Annotated in this window: 10 protein-coding genes; 6 read left to right on the top strand and 4 right to left on the bottom strand. The window is 71.5% G+C overall.

Annotated elements, in window-relative coordinates; translation table 11 throughout:
* Nucleotides 1-2 precede the first annotated feature (2 nt).
* Entirely contained in the window at nucleotides 3-683 is a 681-nt protein-coding gene (locus FHX52_RS05515) for an HAD family hydrolase (protein ID WP_281287975.1), read from the top strand.
* Between the two features lie 62 nt (nucleotides 684-745).
* Here FHX52_RS05515 and FHX52_RS05510 read toward each other — a convergent pair whose 3' ends face one another.
* Complete coding sequence (locus tag FHX52_RS05510) at nucleotides 746-1,528, bottom strand: LysR substrate-binding domain-containing protein (protein WP_141820634.1); 783 nt, start codon at nucleotides 1,526-1,528, stop codon at nucleotides 746-748.
* A gap of 153 nt (nucleotides 1,529-1,681) precedes the next feature.
* Here FHX52_RS05510 and FHX52_RS05505 point away from each other — a divergent pair, with 153 nt between their 5' ends.
* The 3 genes from FHX52_RS05505 to FHX52_RS05495 are packed head-to-tail and all read left to right on the top strand — an operon-like array spanning nucleotide 1,682 to nucleotide 4,554.
* The gene (locus FHX52_RS05505) at nucleotides 1,682-3,103 is read left to right on the top strand and encodes a purine-cytosine permease family protein (RefSeq protein WP_141820632.1); all 1,422 of its coding nucleotides are present in this window, start codon (nucleotides 1,682-1,684) and stop codon (nucleotides 3,101-3,103) included.
* A 1-nt stretch (nucleotide 3,104) separates the two neighbouring features.
* Nucleotides 3,105-3,593, top strand: a complete 489-nt coding sequence (locus FHX52_RS05500) for a nucleoside deaminase (protein ID WP_141820630.1) — start codon at nucleotides 3,105-3,107, stop codon at nucleotides 3,591-3,593.
* A gap of 1 nt (nucleotide 3,594) precedes the next feature.
* The gene (locus tag FHX52_RS05495; protein ID WP_141820628.1) at nucleotides 3,595-4,554 is read left to right on the top strand and encodes an isopenicillin N synthase family dioxygenase; all 960 of its coding nucleotides are present in this window, start codon (nucleotides 3,595-3,597) and stop codon (nucleotides 4,552-4,554) included.
* A gap of 21 nt (nucleotides 4,555-4,575) precedes the next feature.
* Here FHX52_RS05495 and FHX52_RS05490 read toward each other — a convergent pair whose 3' ends face one another.
* Nucleotides 4,576-5,928: an aminotransferase-like domain-containing protein gene (locus FHX52_RS05490; protein WP_141820626.1), complete on the bottom strand. Its 1,353-nt coding sequence runs from the start codon at nucleotides 5,926-5,928 to the stop codon at nucleotides 4,576-4,578.
* A 59-nt stretch (nucleotides 5,929-5,987) separates the two neighbouring features.
* Here FHX52_RS05490 and FHX52_RS05485 point away from each other — a divergent pair, with 59 nt between their 5' ends.
* Both FHX52_RS05485 and FHX52_RS05480 read left to right on the top strand, forming a co-directional pair.
* Nucleotides 5,988-7,490 (top strand): CoA-acylating methylmalonate-semialdehyde dehydrogenase, encoded by a 1,503-nt coding sequence (locus tag FHX52_RS05485; protein WP_141820625.1) that lies wholly within the window; start codon nucleotides 5,988-5,990, stop codon nucleotides 7,488-7,490.
* 19 nt (nucleotides 7,491-7,509) lie between these two features.
* On the top strand, nucleotides 7,510-8,901 hold the full coding sequence (locus FHX52_RS05480) for an aspartate aminotransferase family protein (RefSeq protein ID WP_425460085.1): 1,392 nt from the start codon (nucleotides 7,510-7,512) through the stop codon (nucleotides 8,899-8,901).
* On the opposite strand, the gene asnB is transcribed toward FHX52_RS05480, so the two are convergent.
* On the bottom strand, nucleotides 8,891-11,752 hold the full coding sequence (gene asnB, locus FHX52_RS05475; RefSeq protein ID WP_141820623.1) for an asparagine synthase (glutamine-hydrolyzing): 2,862 nt from the start codon (nucleotides 11,750-11,752) through the stop codon (nucleotides 8,891-8,893). The genes FHX52_RS05480 and asnB overlap by 11 nt on opposite strands.
* Nucleotides 11,753-11,879: 127 nt before the next feature.
* The gene (locus FHX52_RS05470; protein ID WP_141820621.1) at nucleotides 11,880-12,719 is read right to left on the bottom strand and encodes a RecB family exonuclease; all 840 of its coding nucleotides are present in this window, start codon (nucleotides 12,717-12,719) and stop codon (nucleotides 11,880-11,882) included.
* Between the last annotated feature and the right edge of the window lie 36 nt (nucleotides 12,720-12,755).

The following is a 12,755-nucleotide window of genomic DNA, read 5'->3' as shown; positions in this document are numbered from 1 at the left end:
CCGTGTCCTCCGCACCCGATCTACCCGCAGCCGTGCTGTGGGACATGGACGGCACCCTCGTCGATACCGAGCCCTACTGGATCGCCGCCGAGCACGAGCTCGTCGCGGCCCACGGGGGAGAGTGGAACGACGAGTACGCCCACCAGCTCGTCGGCAACGCCCTCGAGGTCTCGGCCCAGCTCATCATCGACAAGTCGGGCATCGGCCTCACGGTCCCCGAGATCGTCGACGCGCTGCTCGACCGGGTCGTGCGCCACGTCGAGATCGAGGTGCCGTGGCGCCCGGGCGCCCGTGAGCTGCTCGACGAGCTCGGTGCGCTCGGCGTGCCCTCGCTGCTCGTCACCATGTCGTGGCGCCGCCTCGCAAACACCGTCGTCCGCAACCTGCCGGAGGGGGCGTTCACGGCCCTCGTCACCGGCGACGAGGTGGGCCATGGCAAGCCCCACCCGGAGCCCTACCTCGCCGCGGCCGCCATGATCGGTGCCGAGCCGGCCGACTGCGTCGCGCTCGAGGACTCCCCGGCAGGGGTCCGGTCGGCGACGGCCGCAGGGGTGCCGACCCTGGCGATCCCGCACGTGGTGCCGGTGCCCGAGATCCCGGGTGCCGTGCACCTGACCACCCTCGACGGGGTGCGAGCGGCCGACCTGATGCCCCTCACGGCCTCGGTGCGCGCCGCCCGCTGACCGCGCGGCCGTCGCGGACCCGCCCGGACGGCATACCCCCGCGGGAAGGCGGGCGCGGTGGCTCAGCGCCCCTTGCGTCCTCGACCGCGCCGAGGGGCGGCGCCTCGATGCGGCAGCGCGCGTCCACCGGACCGCCGCGCCGACCCGCCGCGCTCCGAGCCGGTATGCCGTCCGGTGCCCTTCGCGGCCCCCGACCCGCTCTCCGGGGCGGGGTTCTCGGCCGCCCGGCCGCGGCTGGAGCGCTCGGTGCGGCCGCGGACGACGCCGATGAAGTCCTCGATGCGGGGCTCCTCGTCGTCGACGCGCCAGGCCAGACCGACCCGGGAGCCGTCGACGCCGGTCACCGGGCGGTGCACGACGTCCTTGCGGTGGTGGACGCGCGCGACCGACAGGGGCACGACGACGAACCCCGACCCGGTGGCAGCGACGGCGATGGCGTCGACGACGCTCATCGACGGCATCGCGGCGGCGCGCTCACGCACCTCGGGGGAGGCGGCGTCGCGCCAGGCCGGCACCGTGTCGGCGGGCTGCAGGAGCACCTCGTCGGCGAGGTCGGTGACGTCGAGCTCGTCGAAGGCGGCTGCCGCGTGCTCCTTGGCGACCACGACGACCGGGGCCTCCTCGTAGAGCGGGATGACGTGGAGGCCGTCGCGGTCGACGGGGAGGCGCAGCAGGCTGAGGGTGCTCGCGCCGGAGCGCAGGCGTGCCTCCGCCTCGCCGTCGTCGACGGGGGTGAGCGCGAGCGGGTCGTCGGGGCGTCGTTCGGCCCAGGTGCGGGCCCACTTGTCGGGCGTCACGCCGGTGACGAAGTCGACCCGCAGCGGGTCGCTCGGTTCGTCCGGCATGGCTGCCCTTTCGGTCGGGTGGCGGCTGGTCCGAGGCTAGCCGACCGCTCCCGCGCCCCGAAGTCTGGGAGCACCCTGTGAGTTCGTTTTCGGTGGGGTTAACTCTGGGGTGAGCTCATTGCGGCAGCACTGCCGACCGACCACGATGCGCACATGACCACCCCCGCGGCCGAGGCCGACATCGACGCCCTGATCGACTACGGCACCGCGGCGGGGAAGGTGGAGCCGGGCGGCATCGAACGCATCCCGCTGGAGGAGCGGCACGGCAAGCCGTGGCACCTCTTCGCCACCTGGATGAGCCCCAACCTTGAGTTCGCCACCGTCTTCGTCGGTGTCATCGGGGTGCTCTACTTCGGGCTCTCCTTCTGGCAGGCGCTCGCCGCGGTCACCATCGGCAACGCGCTCGGCTCCATCACGCACGGCATCCTCTCGGCCTGGGGCCCCCGGCACGGCCTCGCCCAGATGGTCCTCAGCCGCACCGCTTTCGGGTACCGCGGCAACATCCTGCCGGCGACGCTGATGTCGCTCATGGCGGGCATGGGGTGGTTCGCTGTCAACAGCATCAGCGGGGCGTACGCCCTCGCGACCCTCTTCGGCTTCTCGCCCCAGCTCGCCCTCGCGATCGTCATCGTCGCCCAGGTGCTCGTCGCCTTCTTCGGGCACAACCTCATCCAGCTCTTCGAGCGGGTGGCCTTCCCGATCCTGCTCGTCGTCTTCGTCATCGCCGCGGCCAGCACCTTCGGACACGCGAACCTGGCGACGCCGGGCACCGGCGGCATCCCCACGACGGGGGCCTTCATCATCACGCTCGCCGCAGCCTTCGGCTACTCGGCCGGGTGGAACCCCTACGCCTCCGACTACACCCGCTACCTGCCCGAGGGGCAGGGCCGCATGGCGGGCATCTTCGCCGGGCTGGGCGACTTCGTCAGCTGCACCTTCCTCATGGCCGTCGGCGCCGCGTCCGCCACGATCGTCAACACCGGCCTCAGCAACGACGCCTCGCCGACCGACGCCTTCACCCACTCGATGCCGGGCTGGATCTCGGCGATCACGCTGCTCGGCATCGCGCTTGGCGCCGTCTCGGCCAACGTCCTCAACATCTACTCCGGCGCGATGTCGTTCCTGGCCATGGGGATTCACATCGGCTACCGCCTGCGGCGAGCCATCGTGGCGGCCGTCTTCGGGGTGGCCGGCGGCATCATCGCCTACGCCTACCTCGGCGACCCGGCCGCCTACGAGAACTTCCTGCTCATCATCGCCTACTGGATCGGCCCCTGGCTCGCCGTCGTCTTCGTCGACCGGTGGATGCGCCGCGGCGACGACGACGCCATCACGACGGTCGCCGAGGACCCGACGTCGACGAACTGGGCGGGGCCGGTCGCGATGCTCATCGGACTCGTCGTCTCGGTCTGGCTCTTCTCGAACCAGACGAACTACGTTGGCCCCGTGCCCACCGCGAACCCCGACTTCGGCGACAGCACCTTCTTCGTCGGCTTCCTCCTGTCCGCCGTCAGCTACGCCGTGCTCGTCCGCGTCCTCAAGCCGACGTCCGTCCTCGACCGACAGGTGCCGTGACGTGATCGCACTCGACGACGCGACGGCTCGAGCCTGGCTCGCCACCGCGGTGGGGGAGGCACGTGCGGGACTCGCGGAGGGCGGCATACCGATCGGTGGGGCGCTCTTCTCGGCCGACGGGGTGCTGCTCGGCAGCGGCCACAATCGCCGCGTCCAGGACGACGACCCCTCGGTGCACGGCGAGACCGACGCGTTCCGCCGGGCCGGACGACAGAGCACGTATGCCGGTACGACGATGGTCACGACGCTGTCGCCCTGCTGGTACTGCTCCGGTCTGGTGCGCCAGTTCGGCATCTCCCGGGTCGTCGTAGGGGAGGCGACGACGTTCTTCGGTGGCCACGAGTGGCTCGCCGAGAACGGCGTCGAGGTGCTCGTGCTCGACGACCCCGAGTGCGTGCAGATGATGACCGACTTCATCGCAGCGCGGCCCGACCTCTGGAACGAGGACATCGGGGTGCCCGCCGGTGACGAGCAGGACGGGAGCAGCTGACATGGGTCACGTGCCGGTCATCGACATCGGACCGTGGTGGAGCGGCTCGGACGCCGACCGTGCGGCCGTCGTCGCCGCGGTCGACGACGCCCTGAGCTCGGTCGGCTTCATGCTCGTCAGCGGCCACGGAGTGCCGAAAGACGTTGCCGCACAGGTGCGCTCGCAGGCGCGGGCCTTCTTCGCGTTGCCCGAGGAGCTCAAGCGGGCGTATGCCGTCACCATCGCCGGGCGCGGGTGGCTACCTCCCGGGGTGGAGGCCAACGCCTACTCCGAGGGCACGCAGACGCCTCCCGACATGAAGGAGACCTTCGCCGTCGGAGCCGACGAGAAGACCGGCGACCCGGCGGTCGACGGCTACTGGTTCCCCGACAACGTCTGGCCGCACGAGGTCGCCGAGCTGCAGGCCGTCGTGGAGGACTACCTCGCCCGGATGCGGGTGCTCGCCGACGAGCTGCTGCGCATCTGCGGATCGGCCCTCGGGCACGAGGACCTCTTCACCCAGCACACCGGCCACGCGACCCACACCCTCAACCTCAACTGGTACCCACCCCTCGCGCACGTCGGCGAGGTAGCCGAGGGACAGTTTCGCATCGGGCCGCACACCGACTTCGGCACCGTGACGATCCTCGACCGCGAGCCGGGCGCCGGCGGCCTGCAGGTCTGGACCGAGCAGGACGGCTGGGAGGACGCGCCGTGGGATCCCGAGGCCCTGACGATCAACACCGGTGACCTGCTCGAGCGGTGGAGCGGCGGCCGCTGGAGGTCGAACCGCCACCGGGTGCTGCCGCCCCAGCAGGCTCACCCCGACGAGGATCTCGTCTCGCTCGTCTACTTCTACGAGGCCGACCACGACACCGTCGTCACACCGCTGGAGCCGCCGGTCGGGCGGGTCAGCGGGCTCGAACCCGTCGTGTCGGGGGAGTTCATCAAGGAGCGGCTCGACGCCATCACCGTCGGCTGAGGCGCTGAGCGGCCTTGCGCGTCAGCGTTGCTGGGCGGTCCAAGCCCCTGCGCGGGAGGCATCGGCGATGCGCTCGGCGAGCGCGTCGTGGTCGTCGCGGACGAGCCCGGTCGTGACGCGCACGTGGCCCTCCGGCCCCGGTCGGGACTCGACGGCGAAGGGCGACCCGGGCGTCACCGCGATGCCCTGGCTCGCGAGGCGCAGCACGGCGGCCGCCTCGTCGCGCACCGGCACCCAGACGTTGAGACCGTCGGTGCCGGGCACCTCGACGTCGAGAGCACGCAGCCGGCTGACGACGAGGTCGCGCCGCCGCGCATACTCCGCGCGGGCCCTGGTCACCTCGCGCACGGCGTCAGGGTCCTCGAGGAGGGCGGCGAGCACGTGCTGGAGCAGGCGGCTCGACCACCCCTGGCCCAGTGCGCGGGCATGACGCACGGGCGAGAGGAGCGCCTCGGGCCCGCTCACCGCGGCGAGGCGCAGGTCGGGCCCGTGCGACTTGCTGTAGCTGCGGATGTGCAGCACCTGGTCGGGGATCCAGGCGCCGAGGCTGATCGGCGACGAGGACGAGATGGGGCCGCTCGAGTCGTCCTCGACGACGACGACGTCGTGGCCACCGAGCAGGAGCGCGAGCCGGCGGGCGCAGGCCGTGGTCATCGAGATGCCGGTGGGGTTCTGCCCGCGCGGCTGCAGGAAGAGAGCGGCGGGCCGGCGCGAGAGGGCCGCCTCGACCGCGTCGAGGTCGAGGCCCGTCTCGGTCAGCGGGACCCCGACCATCTCGACGCCACGGTCCTCGAGCAGGTCGAGCATCGGCGGGAAGCCGGGACTCTCGACGAGGACGGTGTCGCCGGGTCGCAGCAGGGTGCGGCTGATGAGGTCCAGCGCGTCCATGGCGCCGTCGACGACGACGATGTCGTCAGCGGCATACGGCCAGTCGCGCGCGAGGAGCTCACGCAGCTGGGGCAGCACCGGGTCGTCGAGATAGCTCGTCGGCGTCGAGCGCCCGGGCAGCCGCGCCAGCACCGGCGCGAGCGCGGGCAGCAGGTCGGGGTCGGGCACACCGGTCGAGAGGTCGAGGGCGACCTCCGCGTCGTGGCGCAGCGCCCGCGAGTAGCGCTCGCCGCCCCGTCCGGTCGGCGCCACGGTCGTGCCCCGCCGCCCGTCGGAGCGGATCGTGCCCGAGCGCGCGAGCAGCTGCCAGGCCGAGCTCACCGTCGTCGGCGAGATCATGAGCTCCTCGGCGAGCCGCCGGATCGGGGGCAGCTGGTCGCCGGCGCTCAGCTCGCCGTCGCGGATGGCACGCGAGACCGCCTGGGCCAGGCCCTTGGCGGTCGGTGCGTCGAGGCGCTCCTCGAGCGCGGAGATGAGGCTGCGCACGTTTGCACCATAGCAATGGATTCTTTGTGTGGGATAGAGGTGTCACGTAATCTTCGGCCATGAACACCTCTCACGTCACGGCCATCGACCACTGGATCTCCGGAGCCCGCGTGCCCGGCACGTCAGGACGCACGGCGCCCGTGCACGACCCCGCGACCGGTCGCCAGACGGGGGAGGTGGCGCTCGCATCCGCCGGCGAGATCGACGAGGCCCTCAAGACGGCCGTCGCCGCCGGTCGGGAGTGGCGCCTCAGCTCGCTGTCGAAGCGGTCGGCGGTGCTCTTCGCCTTCCGCGAGCTGCTGCACACCCGCACCGACGAGCTCGCCGCCATCGTCACCGCCGAGCACGGCAAGGTCCTCTCCGACGCCGTCGGGGAGATCGCGCGTGGCCTCGAGAACGTCGAGTTCGCGACCGGCGTCCCGCAGCTGCTCAAGGGCGGCTTCTCCGAGCAGGCCGCGAGCGGGGTCGACGTCTACAGCATCCGCCAGCCGCTCGGTGTCGTCGCGGGGATCACCCCCTTCAACTTCCCCGTCATGGTGCCGCTGTGGATGTGCGCGAACGCCATCGCCTGCGGCAACGCCTTCGTGCTCAAGCCGAGCGAGAAGGACCCGTCGGCATCGCTCTTCCTCGCCGAGCTGTGGAAGGAGGCCGGCCTGCCCGACGGCGTCTTCACGGTCCTGCACGGTGACAAGGAGGCCGTCGACGCCCTGCTCGACCACGACGACATCGCCGCCGTGAGCTTCGTCGGCTCGACGCCGATCGCGAAGTACATCTACGAGCGCGGCACCGCCAACGGCAAGCGGGTCCAGGCCCTCGGCGGGGCGAAGAACCACGCCCTGGTTCTGCCCGACGCCGACATCGACATGGCGGCAGACGCCATCGTCTCCGCCGCCTACGGCGCGGCGGGGGAGCGCTGCATGGCCCTCTCGGTGGCCGTCGCGGTCGGCGACGTCGGCGACGACCTCGTCGACGCCATCTCGTCGCGGCTGCCCAAGCTCACCGTCGGCCCCGGCGCCGCAGAGGGCACCGACATGGGTCCGCTCATCACGCGCGAGCACCGCGACAAGGTCGCCGGCTACGTCGCGGCCGGAGCCGAGGCAGGCGCCACCGTCGTCGTCGACGGCCGCGAGCAGCAGGTGCCCGAGGGGGGCTTCTTCCTCGGCATGACCCTGCTCGACGACGTGACGCCCGACATGACCGTCTACCGCGACGAGATCTTCGGCCCGGTGCTGTCCGTCGTGCGCGTCGCGACCTACGACGAGGGCCTCGCCCTCATCAACCGCAACCGGTATGCCAACGGCACCGCGATCTTCACCCGCGACGGCGGCGCGGCCCGCCGCTTCCAGAACGAGGTCGAGGTCGGCATGGTCGGCATCAACGTGCCGATCCCCGTGCCGGTGGCCTACTACTCCTTCGGCGGCTGGAAGGACTCGCTCTTCGGTGACACCCACATGTACGGCCCGGAGGGCATCAACTTCTTCACCCGTGGCAAGGTCGTGACGCAGCGGTGGCCCGACCCCGCCACCTCGACCGTCGACCTCGGCTTCCCCCGCACCCGCTGACAGAGAGCAGGATCCAGCCATGACAGATCTGACCGACCTCGACCAGCGCACCGTCGTCGCGGGCCTCCTCGACGGGATGAGCGAGCAGCAGGTGCGCACGCTCGACCGCGAGCACGTCTTCCACTCCTGGTCCGCCCAGGGCCTCATCGACCCGCTGCCCATCGCCCGGGCAGAGGGCTCGTTCTTCTGGGACTACCAGGACAAGCGCTACCTCGATTTCAGCAGTCAGCTCGTCAACGTCAACATCGGCTACAACCACCCGAAGGTCGTCGCGGCGATCCAGGAGCAGGCGGCCCGGCTCGCCACGATCCAGCCGTCGTTCGCCAACGACGCGCGCAGCGAGGCCGCCCGGCTCATCACCGAGGTGGCGCCCGAGGGGCTGTCGGCGGTCTTCTTCACCAACGGCGGAGCCGAGGCCAACGAGAACGCCATCCGGATGGCGCGCCTGCACACCGGCCGCCACAAGGTCATGGCGACCTATCGCAGCTACCACGGCGCGACGGCGGCAGCGATCACGCTGACCGGCGACCCGCGGCGGTGGCCGTCGGAGCCCGGCCAGTCGGGCATCGTGCACTTCTGGGGCCCCTACACCTACCGCTCGGCCTTCTACTCCGAGACCGAGGAGCAGGAGCGCGACCGTGCTTTGCAGCACCTGCGCGACACGATCATGGTCGAGGGCGCCCACACGATCGCGGCGATCATCCTCGAGACGGTCGTCGGCACCAACGGCATCCTCGTCCCCCCGGACGGCTACCTCCAGGGCGTGCGCGACCTCTGCGACGAGCACGGCATCGTGCTCATCGCCGACGAGGTCATGGCCGGGTTCGGCCGCTGCGGCGAGTGGTTCGCCGTCGACCACTGGGGCGTGCGCCCGGACCTCATCACCTTCGCCAAGGGCGTCAACTCGGGCTACGTGCCGCTCGGCGGGGTCATCATCTCGGACGAGATCCGCGCGACCTTCGACCAGCGCGCCTTCCCGGGTGGGCTGACCTACTCGGGTCACCCGTTGGCGTGCGCCTCGGCGGTCGCGTCGATCAACGCGTTCCACGACGAGGGCATCATCGAGAACGCCCGCCTGCTCGGCACGGACGTCATCGGGCCGCGCCTGCGCGAGATCGCCTCAAAGCACCCGAGCGTCGGTGACGTGCGCGGTCTCGGCGTCTTCTGGGCCGTCGAGCTCGTGCGTGACCGCGAGACGCGCGAGCCCCTCGTGCCCTACAACGCCGCGGGCGAGGCCGCCAAGCCGATGCTCGCCTTCGCGGCGGCGTGCAAGGAGCGCGGCCTCTGGCCCTTCACCCACTTCAACCGGACGCACGTCGTGCCGCCGTGCACGACGACGCCGGACGAGGCGCGTGAGGGCCTCGACATCCTCGACGAGGCCCTCACCGTCGCCGACGAGTTCACCGCCTGAGGTATGCCGTCGGGTCGGGTGTCCGGGTGCGGACACCCCCCGACGGGGTGCGGCGCGCGCGCTTCGCGACCCCGTGCCGGGCAGCGCGCTCGAGGTCCGCTGCTGAGGGCCTGCCGCCCTCGGTGGACGGGTCGAGCCCATCGAGCCCATCGACGACGGCGACGACCGCGAGCGGCGTCTGCTCGGTGCCCTGGCCCAGCGGGTTGTCGGCGAACATCTGCTCGTACCTGGCCCACGGCCCCGGCGCGTCGGTGCCGAGCACGTTGCAGCCGAGGTCGTTGGCATCGATGACGACCGTGCCCCGGAAGCTCGACCGGAACGGCTCCGGCAGCGCGTCTCGGACTGCCCGGGACAGCGCCGTCGCAGCGGCGACGGGGTCGGCCGGTGCGAGCTTCGCCGACATGTTGGCCGGAGGCACGGAGTACTCGGTCGGACCGTCGATGGCGCGCACGTCGCTGCCGACGAGGTCGTAGAAGAGCCCGCGACGGCCGACGAGGCGCCCTGCCGCCGCCGCCGCCGAGGCGAAGAGGATCCGCGGGAGACCGGCCTCGTCGATCGCGAGCTGCATCGTGAAGGGCGAGCCCAGCCCGATGCCGGCCGGGGTACGGGTGACATACCTGCTCAGCAGGCGTGCGGAGGGCTTGACGTCGATGTCCCACAGGTAGTGCGACCGGTGCTGGGTCGTCGCCACGATCTTCTCCGACACGAAGAGGTACCACGGCGTGCCGACGACCGACCCGTGCTCCGAACCGGCCCGGGGCAGGCCTGCGACGAACGGCTCGAGGTGACGAAGGACCGTCGCGTGGAGGTCGTCGTCCTCGGTGAAGCGAGAGGTCGTCACCGGGTAGCGGCGGACCGACCCCCCGCCCGGCAGGACGAGGTCGAGCTGCTTGCCGGGGTTCGGCTGGTAGCGCTGCGTGCGGGGCTCTGCGGGGTCGGCAGTCGTCGGACGCCCGGCCGGGACGGCATCGGCCGTGGCCTCCGCCGGCGCATCGATGAACTCGCGCAGCCACAGCTCGACGTTGAGGATGCGCCAGAAGACCATCGAGTCGTGGCCGCCCGTGCCGCTCAGCCACGCCTCGAAGGCGCCGAGCACCTCGGTGCGGTCGAAGTAGGGTCGGCGCGCGAACGACTCGGAGAGGAAGACGGCATAGATCTGCTCGCGCAGCTCGTGGAACCACTCGTTCTGGGGCGTCGTGAAGCCGATCTTGTTGCGGCGCCGCGTGATCGACGTCGGCAGCAGCTCGCTGACTGCGTCACGCAGCATCCGCTTGTTCCACCCGCCCCCGATGACGGCGTCGTCGGGCTGGGCGAAGACGAAGCGCACGAGGTCGAGGTCGAGGAAGGGCACGCGACCTTCGAGGGAGAAGCGCATCGCGTTCTTGTCCTCGTAGCGCAGCAGCGCCGGGAGTGACCCCTCGAACAGGTCGTGCACGAGGCGCTCGCGCAGGGTCGAGGTGGGCACGGCATACTGCTGCTCGCGGTGGGCTGCGACGAAGGCGGGGCGCAGCAACGAGGTCACCCCCCCACGCCCGCGGGTGGGCAGCGCAGCGAGGAGACGCCCGCGCACCCGACCCTTGGCCAGTCCGGCGAGCACGTCACGCTGGGCCGCGGCCTCGCGCAGGCCGGCGCGGCGGTCCTGCTCGACGAGGCGCCGCAGGTGCACGACGAGCTGCGGCACGTAGCCGGCGAGCAGCTCGTCGGCGCCCTGGCCGTCGAGCATGACGGTGACGTGCCGGCTCGCCTCGCGCATCACGCAGTACTGCGCGTAGGGACCGGACGAGATGACCGGCTCCTCCTGGGTGCGCACGAAGTCGGTGAGGTCGGCGACGAGGTCGGCCGACCCGGGCCGCACCTTGTGCCCGTCGACCCGTGACTCGCGGCCAGCGAGCGCGTCGTCGACCCAGCGCTCCTCGTCGTTGCGATAGCCGCTGAAGACGGCCGAGAAGGTGTTCTGCCGGGGCCCGACCGACTGGGCCGCCGCTTCGGGCAGGAGCTCGTCGATGAGGGCGACGACGGCCGAGCTGTCGAGCCCGCCTGACAGGGAGGTGCCGACCGGCACGTCGGAGCGCAGGCGCATCCGGACGGCTCGGGTCAGCACGTCGCGGAAGTCGGTGACGACGGACTCGTCGTAGTGGGGCCGGGTGAGCACGGCGGCCAGCAGGTCCTCGCGGAGCGAGGTGAACGCGCGTCGCTCGACGCCGGCTGGCCCGATCGTCATCATCTCGCCCGGCAGCAGCCGCTCGATGCCGTCGAAGAAGGTCTCGCGGCCGTCGTCGTGGATGCGGAAGCGGAGGTAGCGGTAGAGGGTCTGCTCGTCGGGCCGGGCCTCGATCAGGCCGGTGGCGAGCAGCGGACGGATCTCGCTCGCGAAGAGCCACACGTCGTCGTCGGGGGCGGCGCCGGGCACGCGGGCCAGGTAGAGCGGCTTGATGCCGAAGTGGTCACGCGCCAGCACGAGCGTCTGCCCGTCGCGGTCCCACACGGCGAGGCCGAACATGCCGTTGAACCGGTCGAAGGCGTCGGGGCCCCACTCGGCATACGCCTGGAGGACGACCTCCGTGTCGCTGTCGGTGACGAAGGTGCGCCCGAGGGCGACGAGCTCCTCCCGCAGGTCCGGGTAGTTGTAGACCTCACCGTTGTAGACGAGCGTGAACCGGCCGTCGGCGGTAGTCATCGGCTGGCGTCCGCCCTCGGCGTCGATGACCGAGAGCCGCTGGTGGGCCAGTCCGACGGTGCGGTCGACGAAGGTGCCGTGGGCGTCAGGCCCTCGGTGGCGTTGGGCGAGGTTCATCCGTCGCAGGAGGTCCGGATCGGCCTCGAGGCCGACGTAACCAGCGATGCCGCACATGACTCATTCTCCCTCGTTGCCCGCGAGAGACCGCGGGACGGACCAGACAGCTGCCGGCGGCAACCACCTCGAGCCTGCCGGGTGGCTCTGGGAGATTTCTGAGCGATCGGTGGCCGCGCGCCGGGTGTCAGTCGTCGATCTCGACCTGGCCGGTGACCGTCGGGTCGATGGCTCGCCGGGCCGCGTCGTCGGGGAGCGGGGGAGGAGTGCCGCCCCACGCCGGACAGAGGGCCTTGTGGTCGCACCAGTCACAGAGGCGACTCGGGCTGGGTCGCCAGTCACCGGTGGTCGCGGCCCGCTCGATCGCGGCCCATAGGGCCTTGACCTTGCGCTCGGTGCCGAGGAGGTCCTGCTCGTCAGGCTCGTAGGCGACGATCTCGCTGTTGCCGAGGTAGACCAGCTGGAGCCGCCGCGGGATCTCGCCGCGCAGTCGCCACAGGACGAGCGCGTAGAACTTCATCTGGAAGAGCGCCTTGGCCTCGAAGTGCTCCGAGGGGGAGCGCCCCGTCTTGTAGTCGACGACCCGCATGGCACCGCCGGGGGCGACGTCGAGACGGTCGACGTAGCCGCGCAGCACGAGGCCGTCGATCTCGGTCTCGACGTAGAGCTCGCGCTCTGCGGGCTCGAGCCGGGTCGGGTCCTCGAGCCCGAACCACGTCTCGAGCAGCGCCTGCGCGCCGGAGAACCAGGCGTCCGTGCTGCCGTCGTGCTCGGTGAGCAGGTCGAGCATCGCGGGCTCCTCCGCAGCGAGCCGCTCCCACTCCTGGGGCACGAGCCCGACGGCCGCGTCGATCGTGCGCTCGGTTGCGGGCAGGTCGAAGAGCCGCTCGAGCACCGCGTGCACGAGCGTGCCCCTGGCCGTGGCCTGGGTCGGTGGCGACGGCAGCTTGTCGATGACCCTGAAGCGATAGAGCATCGGACACGTCATGAAGTCCGAGGCTCGGCTGGGGGAGAGGGCTGCGACCATGGGGCGACTGTATGCCGCGGCGGCGACAACGCCCGA

The organism is Humibacillus xanthopallidus (assembly GCF_006717145.1).
GTDB classification, from domain to species: domain Bacteria; phylum Actinomycetota; class Actinomycetes; order Actinomycetales; family Dermatophilaceae; genus Humibacillus; species Humibacillus xanthopallidus.
Note: the sequence above shows the minus strand (reverse complement) of the source record. Positions and strands in the feature narration are given on the sequence as shown.

What these genes read in the sequence shown, in the direction of transcription:
- FHX52_RS05505 (WP_141820632.1), top strand. Translation starts at nt 1,682, where the DNA reads ATGACCACCCCCGCGGCCGAGGCCGACATCGACGCCCTGATCGACTAC.
- FHX52_RS05485 (WP_141820625.1), top strand. Translation starts at nt 5,988, where the DNA reads ATGAACACCTCTCACGTCACGGCCATCGACCACTGGATCTCCGGAGCC.
- FHX52_RS05480 (WP_425460085.1), top strand. Translation starts at nt 7,510, where the DNA reads ATGACAGATCTGACCGACCTCGACCAGCGCACCGTCGTCGCGGGCCTC.
- FHX52_RS05510 (WP_141820634.1), bottom strand. Translation starts at nt 1,528, where the DNA reads ATGCCGGACGAACCGAGCGACCCGCTGCGGGTCGACTTCGTCACCGGC.
- asnB (WP_141820623.1), bottom strand. Translation starts at nt 11,752, where the DNA reads ATGTGCGGCATCGCTGGTTACGTCGGCCTCGAGGCCGATCCGGACCTC.
- FHX52_RS05495 (WP_141820628.1), top strand. Translation starts at nt 3,595, where the DNA reads ATGGGTCACGTGCCGGTCATCGACATCGGACCGTGGTGGAGCGGCTCG.
- FHX52_RS05470 (WP_141820621.1), bottom strand. Translation starts at nt 12,719, where the DNA reads ATGGTCGCAGCCCTCTCCCCCAGCCGAGCCTCGGACTTCATGACGTGT.